Annotated in this window: 19 protein-coding genes and 1 riboswitch; of the genes, 9 read left to right on the forward strand and 10 right to left on the reverse strand. The window is 47.1% G+C overall.

Going from position 1 to position 18,347, the window contains the following annotated elements; all coding sequences use genetic code 11:
- Positions 1 to 16: 16 nt before the first annotated feature.
- Positions 17 to 235, forward strand: a complete 219-nt coding sequence (locus HQN90_RS18665) for a hypothetical protein (RefSeq protein ID WP_173221417.1) — start codon at positions 17 to 19, stop codon at positions 233 to 235.
- Positions 236 to 317: 82 nt separating this feature from the next.
- On the opposite strand, the gene HQN90_RS18670 is transcribed toward HQN90_RS18665, so the two are convergent.
- Entirely contained in the window at positions 318 to 953 is a 636-nt protein-coding gene (locus HQN90_RS18670; RefSeq protein WP_173221419.1) for an O-methyltransferase, read from the reverse strand.
- 134 nt (positions 954 to 1,087) lie between these two features.
- Here HQN90_RS18670 and HQN90_RS18675 point away from each other — a divergent pair, with 134 nt between their 5' ends.
- Both HQN90_RS18675 and HQN90_RS18680 read left to right on the forward strand, forming a co-directional pair.
- Positions 1,088 to 2,239, forward strand: coding sequence for a THUMP domain-containing class I SAM-dependent RNA methyltransferase (locus tag HQN90_RS18675; protein ID WP_173221420.1), 1,152 nt, complete (start codon positions 1,088 to 1,090; stop codon positions 2,237 to 2,239).
- A gap of 149 nt (positions 2,240 to 2,388) precedes the next feature.
- Positions 2,389 to 3,264: an NAD-dependent epimerase/dehydratase family protein gene (locus HQN90_RS18680; RefSeq protein WP_173221421.1), complete on the forward strand. Its 876-nt coding sequence runs from the start codon at positions 2,389 to 2,391 to the stop codon at positions 3,262 to 3,264.
- A gap of 459 nt (positions 3,265 to 3,723) precedes the next feature.
- Here the strand turns inward: HQN90_RS18680 and gloA2 are convergent, their stop codons facing one another.
- From gloA2 to HQN90_RS18705, 5 genes are all read right to left on the reverse strand, one after another.
- Entirely contained in the window at positions 3,724 to 4,140 is a 417-nt protein-coding gene (gene gloA2 / locus HQN90_RS18685; RefSeq protein WP_216855371.1) for an SMU1112c/YaeR family gloxylase I-like metalloprotein, read from the reverse strand.
- 55 nt (positions 4,141 to 4,195) lie between these two features.
- Positions 4,196 to 5,110 carry a DHH family phosphoesterase gene (locus tag HQN90_RS18690; protein ID WP_173221423.1) on the reverse strand — a complete coding sequence of 305 codons (915 nt, stop codon included), beginning with the start codon at positions 5,108 to 5,110 and terminating at the stop codon, positions 4,196 to 4,198.
- A gap of 138 nt (positions 5,111 to 5,248) precedes the next feature.
- Positions 5,249 to 5,548 (reverse strand): hypothetical protein, encoded by a 300-nt coding sequence (locus tag HQN90_RS18695; RefSeq protein ID WP_173221424.1) that lies wholly within the window; start codon positions 5,546 to 5,548, stop codon positions 5,249 to 5,251.
- A gap of 101 nt (positions 5,549 to 5,649) precedes the next feature.
- Positions 5,650 to 5,742, reverse strand: a riboswitch (cyclic di-GMP riboswitch).
- A gap of 110 nt (positions 5,743 to 5,852) precedes the next feature.
- Positions 5,853 to 7,076, reverse strand: coding sequence for an MDR family MFS transporter (locus HQN90_RS18700; RefSeq protein ID WP_173221426.1), 1,224 nt, complete (start codon positions 7,074 to 7,076; stop codon positions 5,853 to 5,855).
- Between the two features lie 683 nt (positions 7,077 to 7,759).
- Complete coding sequence (locus tag HQN90_RS18705; RefSeq protein ID WP_173221427.1) at positions 7,760 to 8,809, reverse strand: glycine-rich domain-containing protein; 1,050 nt, start codon at positions 8,807 to 8,809, stop codon at positions 7,760 to 7,762.
- Between the two features lie 110 nt (positions 8,810 to 8,919).
- Here HQN90_RS18705 and HQN90_RS18710 point away from each other — a divergent pair, with 110 nt between their 5' ends.
- Positions 8,920 to 9,804: a TIGR01777 family oxidoreductase gene (locus HQN90_RS18710; RefSeq protein WP_173221429.1), complete on the forward strand. Its 885-nt coding sequence runs from the start codon at positions 8,920 to 8,922 to the stop codon at positions 9,802 to 9,804.
- 58 nt (positions 9,805 to 9,862) lie between these two features.
- Here HQN90_RS18710 and HQN90_RS18715 read toward each other — a convergent pair whose 3' ends face one another.
- Complete coding sequence (locus HQN90_RS18715; RefSeq protein WP_173221431.1) at positions 9,863 to 11,353, reverse strand: esterase-like activity of phytase family protein; 1,491 nt, start codon at positions 11,351 to 11,353, stop codon at positions 9,863 to 9,865.
- 171 nt (positions 11,354 to 11,524) lie between these two features.
- Here HQN90_RS18715 and HQN90_RS18720 point away from each other — a divergent pair, with 171 nt between their 5' ends.
- Positions 11,525 to 12,019 (forward strand): glutathione peroxidase, encoded by a 495-nt coding sequence (locus HQN90_RS18720; RefSeq protein WP_173221433.1) that lies wholly within the window; start codon positions 11,525 to 11,527, stop codon positions 12,017 to 12,019.
- A 52-nt stretch (positions 12,020 to 12,071) separates the two neighbouring features.
- Here HQN90_RS18720 and HQN90_RS18725 read toward each other — a convergent pair whose 3' ends face one another.
- Together HQN90_RS18725 and HQN90_RS18730 are read right to left on the reverse strand one after the other, a co-directional pair.
- A complete protein-coding gene (locus HQN90_RS18725) occupies positions 12,072 to 12,293 on the reverse strand; it encodes a DUF1450 domain-containing protein (RefSeq protein WP_079414984.1) in 222 nt (73 codons plus the stop codon).
- Positions 12,293 to 12,595, reverse strand: a complete 303-nt coding sequence (locus tag HQN90_RS18730) for a heme biosynthesis protein HemY (protein ID WP_079414982.1) — start codon at positions 12,593 to 12,595, stop codon at positions 12,293 to 12,295. The genes HQN90_RS18725 and HQN90_RS18730 overlap by 1 nt, the downstream gene beginning before the upstream one ends.
- A gap of 241 nt (positions 12,596 to 12,836) precedes the next feature.
- Between HQN90_RS18730 and HQN90_RS18735 the strand changes: the two genes are divergently transcribed.
- Genes HQN90_RS18735 through ytvI form a run of 3 tightly spaced genes read left to right on the forward strand, consistent with a single transcriptional unit; the run spans position 12,837 to position 15,107 of the window.
- Positions 12,837 to 13,196 carry a winged helix-turn-helix transcriptional regulator gene (locus HQN90_RS18735; RefSeq protein ID WP_079414980.1) on the forward strand — a complete coding sequence of 120 codons (360 nt, stop codon included), beginning with the start codon at positions 12,837 to 12,839 and terminating at the stop codon, positions 13,194 to 13,196.
- Between the two features lie 32 nt (positions 13,197 to 13,228).
- The gene (gene map / locus HQN90_RS18740) at positions 13,229 to 13,978 is read left to right on the forward strand and encodes a type I methionyl aminopeptidase (RefSeq protein ID WP_079414978.1); all 750 of its coding nucleotides are present in this window, start codon (positions 13,229 to 13,231) and stop codon (positions 13,976 to 13,978) included.
- Between the two features lie 16 nt (positions 13,979 to 13,994).
- Positions 13,995 to 15,107 carry a sporulation integral membrane protein YtvI gene (gene ytvI, locus HQN90_RS18745; RefSeq protein ID WP_173221435.1) on the forward strand — a complete coding sequence of 371 codons (1,113 nt, stop codon included), beginning with the start codon at positions 13,995 to 13,997 and terminating at the stop codon, positions 15,105 to 15,107.
- Between the two features lie 54 nt (positions 15,108 to 15,161).
- Here ytvI and HQN90_RS18750 read toward each other — a convergent pair whose 3' ends face one another.
- The gene (locus HQN90_RS18750; protein ID WP_173221438.1) at positions 15,162 to 15,944 is read right to left on the reverse strand and encodes a helix-turn-helix domain-containing protein; all 783 of its coding nucleotides are present in this window, start codon (positions 15,942 to 15,944) and stop codon (positions 15,162 to 15,164) included.
- A gap of 126 nt (positions 15,945 to 16,070) precedes the next feature.
- Between HQN90_RS18750 and HQN90_RS18755 the strand changes: the two genes are divergently transcribed.
- Positions 16,071 to 18,320, forward strand: a complete 2,250-nt coding sequence (locus HQN90_RS18755; protein ID WP_173221440.1) for an FAD-dependent oxidoreductase — start codon at positions 16,071 to 16,073, stop codon at positions 18,318 to 18,320.
- Positions 18,321 to 18,347: the final 27 nt, after the last annotated feature.

Raw genomic sequence — 18,347 nt, forward strand, 5'->3', positions numbered from 1 at the left:
AGTGAGGATCTCATTCATGAATTTGAACTGGCGCAAAATTGTATTGATTGTCCTATGTGCTGAAGTGCTGTTTATTTATTGGAATGGCCTCAGCGCCGTCCCATTCAAAAAGCATCAAACCACGAACCCAATTTCGACGCCGCAATCTGTAATCCCAATCACTCAGTTAAAGCCCAGCACGCCCAACCCTACGAACTTAAATGATCTGTATATAATTGACCAAAAGGCTTCTTAATTCTGAGCAGCACAATAACCTTCAAACCCACTTGCACTGCGGGCTTGAAGGTTATTGTGCTTTCTAACCGAAATACGTTTCCTTATCTGACTCTGGCAAGCGCCAATCCATCATAAGCCGGAAGAATGGTGCTTTCCAAACGCGGATCGCTAGCGATGGACTGGTTGAACTTCCGCATGGCTTGAACGGATGTTTTGTTCTGGTTAGCATCCACGACCTTGCCTCGCATCAACGTATTATCGCCAGCAATAATGGCACCCGGATTCGCTAATTGGATGGCAAGCTCTAAGTAATTCGGATAATTGACCTTGTCTGCATCAATGAAGAAGAAGTCGAACCGCTCCCCTTGTGCAAGCAGTTCATTCAGATGAACCAACGCTTCACCGATACGGTAATCGACAAACGCTCCAAGCCCGGCATCCGTCACATTTTGCTTCGCTACCTCAGCAAACTCCTGCTTCAACTCGAGCGATATCAGCTTACCGCCCTCCTTCAAGCCTCGAGCCAAACAAATTCCGCTATAACCGCCAAGCGCCCCAATTTCCAGTACCTTCTTAGCGCCGATCATGCCAACCATCATGGTCAAAAGTCTACCGTATCCGGGAGCAATCGAGATCTCCGGCATATTGTGGGTGCGAATGACTTCTTGCACGCGTGCAAGAACTTTATCCTCTTCATACAAGCCTTCCATATAGCTTTCGGGCGTAATTGTCTCCATGCTGGTGTCCTCTCCTTAGACCTCATAACTTGCATTTTGAGGTTTTCGTTTGTAAGTGCAACCTATTTGTCCTATACTTGTTAATTGTATGAGTTTTATGAGCGATGCACAACCCGGATGGAAGGAATTCAAACATGCCACAACAAATTGAACTAATCGCAACTTGCCCAATGGGACTTGAAGCCATCGTTGCCCGCGAGATTCGTGATCTTGGTTATTCCGAGGTCACCGTCGAAAATGGACGCGTGCGCTTTATCGGAGATGAGCTTGCCATCTGCCGCGCCAATCTATGGCTGCGTACGGCTGATCGTATTTTAGTCCTCATGGGCCAATTCAAAGCGTTGACTTTCGATGAGCTCTTCGAAGGTACGAAGGCGCTTGCTTGGCCGGACTGGATTCCGAACGATGCTGAATTCCCTGTTGAAGGGCGTTCCCATAAGTCACAATTATCAAGCGTTCCTGCCTGCCAAGGCATCGTAAAAAAAGCCGTTGTAGAGAAAATGAAGCTCCGCTACGGCACCGAGTGGTTCCCGGAGAATGGGGCGCGTTATGTGATTGAAGTCGCCCTTCTCGGCGATATCGCAACGCTGACCATCGACACGACAGGCCCCAGCTTGCACAAGCGCGGCTACCGCAAGCTTGTAACCGAAGCGCCGCTGAAGGAAACCATGGCAGCGGCTATGATCCTGCTCAGCCGCTGGAAGGTCGACCGGCCGCTCTACGATCCATTCTGCGGCTCGGGCACCATCCCGATCGAGGCTGCGATGATCGGCTGGAATATCGCGCCAGGCCTGCGGCGCAGCTTCCCTAGCGAGGCGTGGGGAAATATCCCGCGCAAGCTATGGGACAAGGCTCGCGACGAAGCCTTCGATGCCGTGAAGGACGATGTTCCGTTGAACATCATCGGCAGTGACATGGATCCCTCTGCCATCGAAGTGGCAGAGGCGGCAGCCAAAGCCGCCGGCTTGACCAAACAGTTCCAGCTTCGCGTGGAACCTGTGGCCAAGGCTCGCCCGCGCGGCGACTATGGCTGCTTGATCACCAATCCCCCCTATGGGGAGCGGCTTGGTGAGGCTCAAGATGTGGAGCTGGCGCTGCGCCAGCTCGGTGCGCTTACCGCTCCGATGCCGTCTTGGAGCATGTTCATTTTAAGCCCGAGCACGCAGCTCGAGCATTATATGAACCGTCGCGCTGACAAAAAGCGGAAACTGTTTAACGGACGGATTGAATGTAATCTGTTTCAATATCTTGGCCCGCTTCCGCCACGCAGACACACGGATAAGTAGTCGTTGAATTTGAAGTTAAAAGCCTGCAAACCCATCTAGAGGGATTTGCAGGCTTTTAATCATTTTAAATTTTCCGAATAAATCTTTAATATCAAATCTTGTTAAAGCCGTGATATGCTGAAACAAATGGATGCGAGGAGTTGTTAGCGATGAAAAATGTACTTATCTTAGGCGGGACACGATTTTTCGGCAAAAAATTAGTGGAGCAATTGATCCGTGAGGAGAACGATGTAACCCTTCTAACAAGGGGGCTGACTTCCGATTCATTCGGCAGCTCCGTGAAGCGTCTGCAGGCAGATCGTACCGATCCGGCCGCTCTGCGCAGCGTGCTGGGCTCCTCTACCTATGATGTCGTTTATGACAATATTTGCTTTACTCCGCAAGAAGCAGAGGCTGCCGTGCAGTTGTTTGAAGGACGCACAAGGAAATACATCGTAACTTCATCGCTGAGTGTCTACCCCTTTGGGGAATCTCCAAAAATAGAGAGCGATTTTGACCCTTACCGCTATCCTTTACCTGAACCTTATCCGCCAAAAGGCGATTATGCGGAAGGAAAACGGTTGGTCGAGGCTGTCATGTTTAAAAAAGCGCCATTTGCAGTGGCGGCGGTTCGGTTCCCCATTGTATTGGGGCACGATGATTACACTCGGCGCCTGCATGTTCACGTTGAGCATGTACAACAAGCGCTCCCTCTCGGGATACCGAACCTAAATGCGCGAATATCCTTTATCCACTCGGATGAAGCTGCCTCTTTTCTGGCCTGGCTCAGGAATTCCAATCTGGAAGGACCCGTCAATGCTTGCTCTCACGGCGAGATATCCCCTGGACAAATCGTCTCCCTGATAACACAGGCAACAGGCAAACAAGGGAACATTCTTAGCCAAACAGAAGATAAGCATATGTCCCCATTCGGGGTACCTCAATCGTGGTACTTGGATACGAGTAAAGCACAAGCTGCGGGGTTTGCGTTCCAATCCATACACGATTGGCTTCCGAATTTAATCAAGGAGATTTCCAGCCAATAATTCGACTTTACTATTTTGGGCTTTCATTCGATCAAAACGAAGGCTCCCATATCCAAAAGCCTGCGAAAATGCAGGTATTTCCGGCGAAATCGGCTGAAATATGCAAAAGCCTGCGATTGTGCAGGCTTTTTAAGCTTTTTCACTCACTAATCAAAAAAACGCCTCAAAAGCCTGCATAATCGCAGGAATCTATTGATTTGGGTCATTCCACGACCAAAAAGGATGCATAATTGCAGGAAATTAGCTAGAGTCGGATATTCTATCCATTTCGATGAATCGGGATGGTTTCAACGCAAAAAAAAAGATACCTTCAACGGTATCACAACAGCCCGATACATTTATCTAATAAAAAAGAACCATATGAATAATGCCCAGATAGGAATCATGACGATGAAGCCCCACAAGCAGCCTTTGGCCAAACTCAGCTTTGGCTCTTGCTCTGTTCTCTCCTTGTGCATCTTACTCATGTTCCACCAACTCTAAGGGCAGCCCATCCGGATCTGCAAAAAATGTATATTTATTACCCGTAATGGGATCAATGCGCACGGGTTCCACCTCAATTCCTTTGCTTTGCAGTTCACTTACGCTTTGTTCCATGTTGCGAACAACAAATGCCAGATGCCGCAGTCCACGTGCTTCAGGCTGGTTCACGCGCTGAGGGGGATTAGGAAAAGAAAACAACTCGATTTGCTGATCCGTCCCGCCAATTTGCAAATCCAATTTATAAGAGTCCCGTTCTTCCCGATAAGTTTCTTGAATAATGGTCAGGCCAAGCAAATCGACATAGAAGTGCTTAGAGCGTCTATAGTCGGAGCTGATAATCGCTACATGGTGAATGCGTACGAGTTCCACATCGAATCCCCTTTCCGGTGTCATTGTTGAAAAAGCCGCATTATGGGAACTCCCCCTCCTGCGGCTCGATTCATTTATTTTATCCGTCAGCTCTCATCGTTTCAACTATTTTCTGCAAAACTTCCTCGGCACGATCATACTCAATTTGACATGTACCAGCTGCTTGATGACCGCCGCCTCCGTTTTGAAGCATCAAATTGCCAATATTCGTCTTCGATGAACGGTTCACAATGCTGTGACCACAAGCAAAAACGCAGTTTTGCTTATTGCGCCCATCCACAATCCAGATTGACACATTTTGCTCAGGGTATAGCGCATAGACCATGAAACGGTTGCCCGGATAGATAGTTTCCACATTGCGCAGATCAGTAATAATGACATTACCCTCCGTACGTGTGTAGGTTTGAAGCATTTCACGATACAAAACATCCAATTCCAAATAACGGGCTACGCGCTCTTTGACATCCGGCAGTTCCATGATTTCATCAACGGATTTGGATGCACAGTGCTCGACCAGCTCTTCCATAAGTTGATAATTGCTGATCCGATAATCGCGATAACGACCAAGTCCTGTCCGAGCATCCATAATAAAAGAAAGCAGATCCCATCCGCTTGGATTCAAAATATCCTCTTTGCTGAACTGAGCTGAATCGGCTTTATCTACGCCTTGCATAATATTATCGATGTCGCCAAAGGTTTCTTTGCCGCCATAATAATCATAAACGACACGAGCCGCGCTTGGGGCAATACGCGTTTCTCCTTTGAATTCAACCTTTTCGCCCATTCTTTCCAGTTCGCTGGAATGATGATCGAACCATAAGCCACAGCCCGGCACATAAGGCACATTAGCCAAAATATCATTCTCAGTTACTTCAATTAATCCGTCCTGCATATCTTTGGGATGAACGAATTTCATCTCATCGATCATGTTCATTTTTTTAAATAGCATGGCACATACTAAACCATCAAAATCCGAACGCGTGATTAATCTCATGCTCGTAAAGCCCCCTAGCCGTAGTTCTAAAGAACTACTATTCCATATATTCATTATTATATCAGCTTCTGTCGATTCGTGACAATGCTTTTGTCTTTACAAACCCTTGTCACATCTGACAAAAAAAGAACGGTTAGCCTAAATCGGCTGCACCGTTCTTAATTTGGAAGTCAAGCATTGATATAATCTTGTTAAGAAAGCTTCGATCTGCGAGATCGGCGGTATTTTGACGGAGAGCTTAACTTCGCCTTTCCAATAGAAAATCAAGATGCTGTTGCTTCTCCCTTGAAACATTTCAACATCCCAACAGTTTTCGTTTAGGGCATATTCTTCTCGATTAATCATCAGTTTTGGCCCATCCGTGGATGGAACCAAACGGGCCACATGATTACCGCATAGTGAAGTTATTTTTTGTTCTTCATGGAGTTCAGACTGCATACTGCTTGGTCCTCCTTATTCACCTTAAAATTTGATTATGACAGAGAAAAACCCCACAATGATCATCCGATCGGAGGGGTTCTATGTTGAATACCCAATCGTTCGGCGGCTGGCTGGCAACTTACCCCTTTCAGGACAAGGAAGCCCCTCTAGCTTTGCGTCACTGGCTTTCGTCAGCTTTGCCTTTGTCGAGATGTGTAACAAGATGTATCATGCGTGTTCCTATCTCATATCTACACTCTCAAGGATAAGGGAAGTTGTTTTGAATTCGAATAGTTCTTAAGAACTATTTTTCCAGTTTTTTTCACAAAACTGCCTTTTTCGACGCTGTTTTTAGCAACCTTTGACGATTGGCGCCTCTCCAATAGAAAATTGAGCCTGCCATCGTCACCACTGCCATGATGCTGAACAACGTACTTCCGCCATACGAGACAAGTAAAAAACCGCCAACCCAAGGCCCCATGAAATGACCGATATTCGTTAATGTCTGAGCGCCAAAATACGTTCCCCGCATATGATCGGGCGCTAATTTATCAATGAGCATATTCGCCGCTGGGTAATTCAAAATTTCTCCCAAGGTAAAAATACTCATGGATAGAATTAACCAAACGAGCGAATGCGAAAAAGCAAATCCAACGTCCCCAAAGGCAAACATTAAATTGCCAAATACAATTGCCGCAAGCGGTGTGTATTTTTCAGCCAGCCGAGTCAAAGGAATCTGCATGACGATAACGACGATTGCATTCACGCTCATAAGAATCGCAAACATTTTCACACCATCGACAAAGCTCTTTTCCAAATACTGTGAAAGTGTCACCATCACTTGCGAGTAACCGATGGCTCCAATAATGCCACCCAAAATATAATAGCGGAAAGTCAGATCACTATGAACGACACGCCAAGCAGAGCCAAAGGTAACCGGTGATTTCTTCTCACCTTCGATTTTCTTAATTCCGAATACAATCAGCAGTACATATAGAGTAACCGCATAAATAAAATAAATGATTCCCGTAATTAGAAAAGGCAGGGCACCGCTCCATGTTGCAAAAAACGCCCCCAACAACGGCCCAACCGCGACACCGACGTTGATCGCCATATAGCGCAGTGAAAATACATTCAATCTTTTCTCCGGTTTCGTCAAATCGGCCATTAACGCCTGCGACACCGGCTCATAAAAGGATCGGCATAACCCATTCAGCATATTGAGCAGCATGAAAAGGACAGGCAATTTCACCACACTGAAACCTAGAAATACGAAAGCCCAGCCAAAAAGCGCAGCCAGCATTATGATTCGTCTGCCGAAGCGATCCGATAAGGTACCGCCAATAAAGCCGCCAACTGTACCTGCCAGAGCTCCCATCCCAATGACGACACCAATCATCACGGCACTCATCGACGTATGCCTGGCCAAGTAAATCGCCAGAAAGGGCAAGCTCATGGAAGACGCCGCCCTTGCCATCACGGTTCCTAGAAGCAGCGTATGTACAATAGGATGATAAGAACCCAGAAAACCACGTAACCGATTCATGTAAAGAGACTCCATTCGCCAATTAATTTACCCACGGTCAATGAAAATGAGCATCGAAAACTCATTATACACGAAATTTGGCGATACGTGTCTTAAATCTGTCACTTTTTGTTTAAGGGTGGTTGATCAGATTGGGGTATGTGGGATGAGGTGAGATGCGGTGAGATGCGGTGAGATGAGTGAGATGAGTGAGATGAGTGAGATGAGTGAGATGAGTGAGATGAGTGAGATGAGTGAGATGAGATGAGGTGAGTGAGGTGAGGTGAGATGCGGTGAGATGCGGTGAGATGCGGTGAGATGCGGTGAGATGCGGTGAGATGAGATGAGATGCGGTGAGGTGAGGTGATGTGATGTGATGAGGGGGATTAAACTGATTAGGTTGCTGAAGCTCGTCCGACTGGCGGAGCGTAGTTCTTTTTCGTCTATAAGACATACTCTCTGCAAACTCTTTGCGTCATTTCATAGTCCAAAGGGAACTATGATCCGCTATATGGCTGAAAACCGCCTAATCTCACGCCAAGGGGAACTATGGTCCGCTATTTCACCATTTCATGCTCGAAATCAGCATTTTCCACTTAAATAGCGGACCTCAGTTCCCACTCATGCTGCTTTCACCCTAATTCCCACCAATTAGCGGATCGTAGTTCCTTTTCGTCTATAAAACATACTCACTGCTTCATTTCCTAGCTGCTGCAGCTTGATCCGCAGCTGGAACTCGACGAACACGAGGAGCCTGAGCCTGAGCCCGAGTCGGAGCTGCAACTGCTGCCTCCACCTTGATCGCTGGAGCTGGCTCCGTCGCCTCCATTACTTCCATCGCTTCCATCGCCTCCATTACTTCCATCGCTTCCAAAGCTTCCGCAGCCCGAAGATGAACAACTGCTTTGCCTGTCTTTCTCTATATCCACTTGATTCTCAGGCAAGTAGTCATTGATTCCACTTGCGTAATTCTCCGAATCATTGATCGAGAAGAACATCATCGCACCGGCCAGATATACCATGCTGGTCGGCCCGATTAGCGAGTCTCTCCAACCGGTCTCCTCCAAACTGCGGCTGTTCGCCGACTGTCTGGCTTCCTCCATCGCTTGGGCAATCAGCAATCGGATCGTCTCAGCGACTTCCGGATACCTCTTCGCCTGCTCCATATCGAACCATAGCTCTGCAAGCTCAGCTTCATTCCCTGAACGAAGCAGATCCGTTCGTTCCTTATCGAGCGGATTCCGGAAAAAACCGTTCCAGCAGCGCGTACTGGCAGGAGCAAACTCAAACAAATGGGCATAAACCCAGTCGAACCAAGCTCGCTCCCCTGGCATTTGCTTAGGTTCCCTTTCTGGAGAGTGATGAATAACGCCTCCGGCAAATTGATCGCCGAACCGTTGATATTCGCGTGTAAACATCAGCAGCTCATGCCAAATGTCGTCAATTTCATTGCTGAACATCGGTGTTCGCTTCAATACCAGATTCATCAAGAAAAATCGTTTCAACTCAAACCATTTGCAAGCAAATTCATCATCTGTCATCTGCGGATTTTCGGTTTTCACACGATATTGGAGTCTTTCTACATAATCGAATGGGAGTGCGCTGTCAAGCTTAGCAGCAATGCGTTCTAATGGAATACCGGGCAGCAAACCAAGTCCTTGAGGCAGTTCCGAAGCTCGATAGCTAGGTGTGGATCTCCCTAGGCGGTTGCGCCTCTGCGTTTTGGATGATTTACGGAAAAGAAAACGAAACATGGGTATCCCTCCTTTTTTCCAATATAACACATCTCTGTTAACTGTAGAATAACGTCCAATGGAAAACATTGTATGAAAGACCTATAATGCTTGTAAGGAGGTGCGGAATCATGAAGATAGCCGTTACCGGCGGAAGCGGATTTATTGGCAGAAGATTGATTGCTCATTTGCAGCTGCAAGGCCATGAATTAATAAATATTTCACGTTCTCCCAAAGCTGTTGACCCTGCTGTACGCACGGTAACTTGGGATCAATTGCAGAGCTCGCCGCTGGAACTTGAAGGTCTGGATGCGATCGTCAACCTTGCTGGGGAATCCATTAATCAACGTTGGACTGCTAAGGCCAAAGAACGCATTGTCCAATCTCGCATCAAAGCAGCAGAGCAGGTAGCTCAGTTAGTTGAGCGGATGGCCAATAAACCGAAGGTTGTTGTCAATGCGTCCGGGATGTCGGTTTATGGAACGTCAGAAACGGCTGTCTTTGACGAACGAAGCCCTCATCATCAGGTCGATTTCTTGTCTGGAGTCGCCCAGCAGTGGGAACAAGCAGCAGATCGCATCCAAGGAACGCGAATCGTCAAAGTACGTGTAGGACTTGTGCTGGATGGAAAAGAAGGAGCATTTCCCAAAATGGCGCTGCCCTATAAGCTTGGTGTCGGCGGCCGCATAGGCAGCGGCAAGCAATGGCTCTCCTGGATTCATATTGAAGACATGGTGCGGTTGATTGACTTTTGCATCCAGCATGAAGCGATTGTCGGACCTGTTAATGCCACTGCCCCTCATCCTGTTACCAACAAGGAATTTGGGCAAGCACTTGGGAAAGCGATGCATCGGCCAAATCTATTCCCGCTCCCGGCCTTTGTCATGAAGCTGATTTTCGGAGAGTTGTCGACACTGCTCTTAGATGGCCAAAAGGTGCTGCCTCGTGTACTGCTTGAGCATGGATTTTCCTTTAAATTTGTAACGGTTGACAAAGCACTTGCCGATATCGTCTAATACATAAAACCCAGATCCGCGAGCTAGGCTCAGTGATCTGGGTTTTTCTATGAATAGCCTATTTGGTGGAGAGGTCGTCTGAAACTTGAATCAGTTGTAACTGCGTTGGAGCACCCGTTAAAGTTAATACCCCTTTATCATCATAGCTGATGCCAAAATCGTTGTCGTTGACAATCGCAATTGTATTCTTATCCACAACAGTCAAGCCTTCGATTTTCTCATAAGGGTAACCCAACTTCGCGATATCAACGATCAACTCTTTGCTGACTGGCTGAATGCCTTGATCTTTGAGCTGCTGGATAGACAGACTTTCCAGGTTGTTGCTGATTTCTTTGCCTAAAATATTCGTAGCTTTAGAGAAATCGGATTTGTAGATTCGTTTCAGCTGCGCATCAGCGCCTGCGTTTTTATCTCGCTCATCGACGAGAAGCACATCACTGGACAGCGCGGACAGATCACTGATAACGATATCCTTTTGGTTTACTTTTACAAACATACCAGCTTGCTCTGCCACGTACACGTATTCACCAACGATTTGCTTGGTAGCAATGTCCATTTTGAGAATACGCAAATTCCGGGAAGCCTCGCCTGTTTTCTTATCCGGGTTCGCCATTGGGCTTTGAATGGATGTATACAAGAACTTGCCGTCAGGAGAAATGGTAATACCCTCAAAACCACGATTGGAAATACGTTTATTGTAAACCTCAGGAAGTGTGTCATAGATCGGAATTTGAGCGCCCGCTTGTACTAATTTCTCCTTGGAGCCTTTGGGAACGTAACGGCCAAGAATCGTGCCATCGCGTTTAACTTGAAGAATAGAAGGACGGTACTCGTCCGAAATCCAGAATGTATCATCAGAAGGGCTATATGCGATGCCTTCCAAATCCAAACCATCCGGGTCATACGGAAGCTTCGTTACACCTTTCTCATCATAAGGAACTTCATCCGGTCCAACTAAGTTAGGCAAGCCTGTTATGTATTTGCTATTGGTGACTTTATCGAGTTTCCCATCGGGAAGTGAGAGTTTAATCGTTTCCAGAATTTCAATGGCTCCGTTCGAAATCTTGAATTTATATAAGCGTGGAGCGTAGTTCTCGATGGGGAACGTACGTAATTTATCTTTGCCAACTTCGCCGTTTGGACCACGATCCGCAAGGGTATAAAAGATATCAGGGGCATCTTTCGGTAAATGAATAAGTCCTGAAAAGCCGCCTTCTTGAATACCTTTATCCAGAACCGGAGCATTCTTCCATTCGAATTTACCAGTAACTTTGGGCATATCCTTTAGACCAATCGTTTGAGTCCATTCATTCCACTCCACTTGCTTCCCCAGTGCCTCGCCAATGGTGCGAAGCGGAACGTAGGTGCTGCCATCAATAACGACAGGATCTTTATCGAGTGTAAGTGTTTTGCCGCCGGAAGTCAGTTGAAATTTAACAGCAACAGCCTCAAGCGCTGCCGGGCCAGCCGACACCACTGTTGTTGTGGAGACTGCACCAAGTGCAGCCAATACGATAAGCAATCGTTTTCTTCTAAACAATCTTTTCATCTTAACCCTCCGTTATCTATTCAACGTTTACTACGATTAGCATAAAGCTTGTTTATTCGCTGGATGTTAATGGAAAATCAACGTTTTGTAAAATTTAAAATAGTCTTTGCAATCCCTTTAAAAGTTGTGTACAATTAATTTGTGTAAAATAAATAAGAGAAGGTGATCCTTTTGAACGTTCATCAATTTTCAGCTCGGACCAACCGCGGCGAAGAAAAGTCTCTTGCCGACTACAAAGGTCAAGTGCTCCTTATTGTTAATACGGCAACGAAATGCGGACTCGCGCCTCAATTCAAAGGACTTCAAGAGCTCCATGACACCTATAAAGATCAGGGCTTCAGCGTGCTTGGCTTTCCATGCAATCAATTCAAGGATCAAGAGCCCGGGGATGACGCTCAGGTTGAGCAAGCTTGCCAGCTTAACTTCGGAGTTAACTTTCCACTCTTCTCCAAAATCAATGTAAACGGCCCTGACGCTCATCCGTTATATCGTTTCCTTAAACAGCAAGCCTCCGGCTTATTCGGCTCAGGAATTAAGTGGAATTTCACGAAGTTTCTCGTCGACCAAGACGGCAAAGTGCTGAAACGCTTCTCCCCTACGACTTCCCCCAGCAAAATTGAAGGTCAAATCCGCAAATTGCTGGAGAAATCAGCCGTTCACGCCTAAAAAAAGGAATAACGAAAAAAGCATCCTGTCCATTAATGGAAGGATGCTTTTGCTATTTCACATATTTTTTGGCTTTTTCAATGACTTCATCTTCAGTTGCCGCAGTCACATAGCGGCCGTTTATGAAAATAAAAGCAAATCGGGAACAGGGGCCGCAATAGGATTTGCACGCCACTTTGACCTCAGTCTCCGGAGCAATGACGCCAATTTTGGAAATGGCGGATTTGACTTTCATGTGTTTGCATTTATCACAAATGCGAATATCATTGCGCATTAGTGATCTCCGTGATTCCCCTTGCTTGGGTTCGTAATCATGAAGCCTTCTTCTGGTGTGTAGAAGTAATCAATGCGGATACCATCCAGCAACGGCTCATTTTTGTCCAAAATAACATCAATTCCTTTATCCGTGCTGACAAGGACGTCATTGTCTGTTTTATCGTCAAGACCCAAACCATAGTGAGCGTGGTCACCGTGAGAATGTGTCACTTGTACACGAACCAATAACCCTTTGTTTTCTTCTTTATCAAGCTCCAATTGAAGTACTTTTGCTGCATTGCGAGAAATTTTGACGTTCATATGTACACATCTCCTGAAACTATAATTTTATTTCTTATTGTAAAGAATCTAGGGCACGAAATCAACCTTTGTCCTAGGATCTATCTAGAATAACGATTGTATGGAACAATAACCGCAACTCTTGCTAATTCGTGGCACGAACTTTAAAATACATAGTAGTGAAAACAAATGACACTAAATACATGGAAGTAACTTACTTACCCAGATGTTAGTGCTGCCAAAAATGAAAGGAAGCGATCTTATGTCAACCCTAGAGAATGAAAAAGTCGCTCCACTCAGCAATTATGTTCCGAAAGTACCTAAAGAGATCGAATGTTCCATTGAACGGACACTGGAAGTTATTGGCGGCAAATGGGCATTTCTCGTGCTTCGGGAATTGTTTTGCGGGACGAAGCGATTCGGTGAGCTGCAGCGTCAAGTTACAGGCATAAGTCCCAAATCATTAACCGATATCCTTCGGCATCTTGAGGAACATGGCGTTTTGGAACGAATGGCCTACCCGACGGTTCCTGTTACGGTGGAATACACATTGACACCAAAAGGCGAGGATTTGCATCAAATATTAAAAGAAATGAAGCTATGGTCAGCAAAATGGACATAATGAGACCATATCGCTAGAGGAGCTGGACACATATGATTACCATCAAAACAAAAGAACAAATTGAAAAAATGGGCAGAGCCGGACGCATCTTGGCTGATTGCCATAAAGAAATTGCCAAAATGATTCGCCCTGGCATCACGTCCTGGGAAATCGATCAATTCGTTGAAGGCTTTCTGGCTAAAAATGGCGCTACCCCTGAGCAAAAAGGCTATCACGGGTATCCCTACGCGACGTGTGCATCTGTCAATGATGTAATTTGCCACGGTTTTCCCAAGAAAGAACCATTAAATGACGGTGATATTGTCACCATTGATATGGTCGTGCGCATTGATGGCTGGCTGGCGGACTCAGCTTGGTCTTATGCGGTCGGCACGATTTCGCCGATTGCGGAAAAGCTGTTGAACGTAACAAAGGAGTCTCTCTACAAAGGCATTGAGAAAGCGATTCCCGGCAACCGGATCGGCGATGTCTCCCACGCTATTCAAGTGTACGCGGAATCCCAAGGCTTCTCCGTTGTTAGGGATTTTATCGGTCACGGGATTGGCTCAGAAATGCATGAAGAACCGCAAGTTCCTCATTATGGACCAGCCGGCAAAGGGCCTCGTATTAAAGAAGGCATGGTTTTCACGATTGAACCGATGCTTAATGTGGGCAAATTTCATTCCAAGGTCGACGCGGATGGGTGGACAGCTCGTACTTATGACGGAAGCCTTTCTGCTCAGTATGAACATACCATTGCCATCACGAGTGAAGGCCCTATTATACTAACCGAACAATCATGATGCCGGAGGAACAAGCATGCTTTCTTTTTACAGGAAATATTGGAGAACAGCCTTTGACATTGCTCTCATTGTTCTAACCGTTTATCTCTTCATGCTCTTGTTCAGCTACTTGTATCGCATTGCAACTCCTATCTTTCTGGCTCTGATCATTTTTATGATGATCGAGCCTTTTGCTAGGTTTTTGCATCGAAAGGGTATGCGCAAATCAATCGCTTCGGCCATTTCAACCCTGCTCTTCGTTCTTATCATTTTGGGAGCGCTCGCAGGTGCTGTCGTTATTTTCACCAGCCAGATCATGAGCCTTGTCGATAAAGTCGATGATTATCAAGCCATATTCAATGATCAAATCGTACATAAAATCAGTGAATTAAATGACCGCTTCCAGACCTTGCCTCCCGATGTCATTACGAAAGCCAAAGATTATGCCGGGCAGTTCGCGGGCAATGCCTCCAAATTCATCATTGCTTTCCTATCTGGATTGGTCGCTTCACTGACCACTTTCTCCACCTTTATGTTCAACTTCATCGTCGGCATTATTTTGGCCTACTTCCTCAGTATTGAAATTGATTCTTGGAAGCGTCTGGCCGGTGAAAACACACCCAAAACCTTTAAGACCGTTTTCTTTTTTCTCAAGGAAAATGTGGTCAAAGGTATCGTCTCTTACATAAAAGCACAGTCCAAATTGATCTCCTTGACGTTCATCGTTATTTTTATTGCACTGCTCGCGCTTGGCGTTAACAATGCGTTCTCTATCTCGCTCTTATCCGCCATTTTCGATGTGCTGCCGCTGCTTGGCGTTTCAACCTTGTTCATTCCTTGGATCATTTATCTGTTCATTGTTGGTCAAACAAGCTTGGCGATTTGGCTTAGCGCCATCCTGCTTGTTGTCATCATGGTCAGACAAATCATGGAACCCAAGATTACAGGTGAATCACTTGGGGTATCGGCATTTACGACGCTGGCTTTCATGATCGTTTCGCTTTCCTTGTTTGGATTTGCGGGCGTTATCCTGTCTCCAGTTCTCATCATTCTTATCAAAGCCCTACATACGCAAGGCTATTTGCAGCGCTGGATTCGCAAGCCGGAAGACGAATATGTCGAAGGCAACCTTCCATATAACGGACCTTAACAGGAACAAAAGCCTCGGTGGCCAGATAACTGGCAGATCGAGGCTTTTGTTCGTTCATACACGATGCCTGCTGCGATAGACGGAAGGCGCCATGCCGATCTTCTGCGTGAAAACGCGGCTCAAATAAAATCCGTTTTCATATCCGCATTTGGCTGCGATAGCGTCCAAGGTCAATGTGGACCCCTCCAGCAAATGGCGTGCTCGCGCAAGACGAATCTCATTCAGAAATTCTGAAGGGGTTTGGGCAAAAGCCTTGCGAAACTTGCGGGTAAGCTGCACGGCTGACAGACCTAATCTTTCCGCTACATCCAGCATAGACAGGCTGTCGTAAGCATGATCCATAATAAACTTGCGCGCATGCTCCATCAACTCATCGGTCTCGATGAGCGCTTTCTCTTGGCTGGATTGTTCTATTCGAAATATCCGAAGCAAATCCATCACCATGTGCTGCTTATGCAGCGTAATTTCCTCATCCCAGCCCTGCAGCTGCCTCAAGTAACGATAATCCGACGCCAATCGCTCTCTATCCTGAATCGTCAGCTTGCCTTGCCAATCACCTTCGTATTCCGAGCTGCGTTCTGACAGCCACACAAACTGCAAAAAGTGAAACGACAAGGGCTCACGGGTTTTCCTTCCAAAGGGAATCCGCGGAGGACAAATCACCAAATCTCCAAAACCGGCATCCCCCTCATGTTCTCCAATCTTGTACTCGAATCGACCTTCTTCTACCGCAAATATCGTCCAGCTCGAATATTGATCGACATCCAGCATAAACGCTGTCTTCTGGTGCCAGTACACATGAGAAATGAGCTTCATTGGCATCTCATGAAAGGCCATCCTGCCGCACCTCCGAGAATATGAAATAAAGTATATGCTTATTGTAACTCTCTGCATGTTAATTGGGAATGAGATCTTTTATTATGAAATCAAAGACATTACATCATTCAGTGAGGTGCTAAAAGTATGAAGCATGAAATCGTTTCATCGGATATAACCGTTGTAGGAGGCGGATTAGCAGGTGTCTGTGCAGCCGTTGCTGCGGCACGACTTGGTCAAACCGTTTCTCTTGTTCAAAATCGCTCCGTCCTTGGCGGAAATGCCAGCAGTGAAATCAGGGTTTGGGTATGTGGCGCTACCTCTCACGGCGTTCATCGAAATGCGCGGGAGACAGGCATTATGGGTGAAATGTTTGTAGAAAATCAATACCGCAATATCGACGGCAATCCTTATATCTGGGATCTGATCGTCCTTGAGAAAGTCAAAGCCGAGAAAAATATAACTTTATATTTGAACACGGATGTCCATGAAGTTGACGCAGATGGCGATGAGACCAATCGTACTATTCGCTCCGTTACTGGCTGGATGATGGGCTCCGAAAGACGAATTCGCTTCGATAGCCGGGTGTACCTGGATTGTACGGGAGATGGCCTCGTTGGCTTCTTAGCCGGGGCGAAATTCCGGATTGGGCGGGAAGCGCAAGAAGAATTCCAGGAGGAATGGGCACCACTCGTTCCCGATGATATTACGCTAGGCAGCACGCTGCTGTTCTATACGAAAGACGCTGGTCGTCCGGTTAAATATATTGCGCCAAGCTTCGCCAAGGATATCACCCAAACTTCAATCCCCATGAAACGCGTCATTCGCAGCGGCGATAACGGCTGTGCTTACTGGTGGATTGAATGGGGCGGTGAACTGGATACCGTTCATGATAATGAACGGATACGCGAGGAGCTTTCCTCTGTTATTTATGGCATATGGGATTATATCAAAAATTCCGGCAAATTCGACAGTGAAAACCTGACGCTGGAATGGATCGGTTCCGTTCCGGGGAAACGGGAATACCGTCGTTTCGTCGGGGACTACGTGCTGAATCAGAACGATGTCATCGCACAGGAGCTGTTCGAAGACCGCGTCGCCTTCGGCGGCTGGTCCATTGATTTGCATCCGCCGCAAGGGATGTATGCGACAGCCAAAGGCTCCAAGCATATGCATATGGACGGCAGCTACCATATCCCGTTCCGCTCCCTCTACTCCGTCAACGTGACGAACATGTTGATGGCAGGGCGCAACATCAGCGCGTCCCACGTGGCCTTCGGCACGACGCGCGTCATGGCGACGTGTGCCGTCATCGGCGAAGCCGCAGGCACAGGAGCCGCGCTCTGCGCGGCCAAGGGCATCTCGCCCCGCGAGCTGCACGACGGCTACTTAGGCGAGCTGCAGCAAACGCTGCTGCGCCAAGATGCCGCTGTGCTTGGCCTGAAGAACGCGGACGCGGATGATCTTGCGTTAAGCGCTGTCGCAACAGCCTCCAGCACGTTAACGCAGCTTGCGCTTGAGCAATCCGCTTCGGTCGTGCCGCTGGCTGCGCATATGGCCCTGCTCGTGCCGGCTGACCCATTCATAGACGGCGTTGAGCTGCTCTTAGACGCGTCGGAAGCAACCGAGCTGACTGTTGAGCTCTGGAGCACAGGGAAGCCGCAAAACTATGTCCCTGAAGCTCTGGTGACGTCTATCCAAGTCCCTGTGGCACAAGGCTCCCAGCAGTGGGTGAAAGCCGCGCTGGCGTGGCACCCGGATTACGCACAGAATGCTTTTATCATTCTAAGAAGCAATCCCGCTGTTTCTGTTCATTTGTCGGCCTCGCCGCAGACCGGCGTACTTTCCTTTAAATTTGCAGGAAACGATCAGGAATTAGCTGACTTCGGAGATATGCATCATCATCAGCCTGTCATCGATTGGAACCAAAAAGACTTCGTCCGCAGTCCGCTCTGTTTCCGCTTGCTTTCGCCTACCTCAGCGTTCTCAGCAGATAAAGCGACTGACGGCTACAAGCGTCCTTACGGAGGTCCGCATCTCTGGTCGTCGGCCGCGCTGAACACCGCTGAACCGGAATGGCTTGAAGTAAGCTGGCCTCAGCCCGTTAGCATTCAAAAGGTACTTCTCACATTCAATGATGATGTGAATGAAGACCTGATCAACCTGCATCATCATCGAACCGAATTTGAAATCATTCCTGAGCTGGTCAAAGATTACAAACTGCAAGCCTTCATCAACGGAGATTGGACCACTGTCGCTGAAAGAAACAGTAATCACACGCGCAGCTATATTCATATACTGCCTGCAGCCGTAACAACAGATCGTCTTCGTGTGCTGGCCGCTTCAACGAATGGAGCGAAGCGCGTCGAACTTGTAGAAATCCGTTGCTACAGTTGAACAAAACGCAAATAACTTGCCTTTTCC

The sequence above is a fragment of the Paenibacillus alba genome (assembly GCF_013204855.1).
GTDB classification, from domain to species: domain Bacteria; phylum Bacillota; class Bacilli; order Paenibacillales; family NBRC-103111; genus Paenibacillus_E; species Paenibacillus_E alba.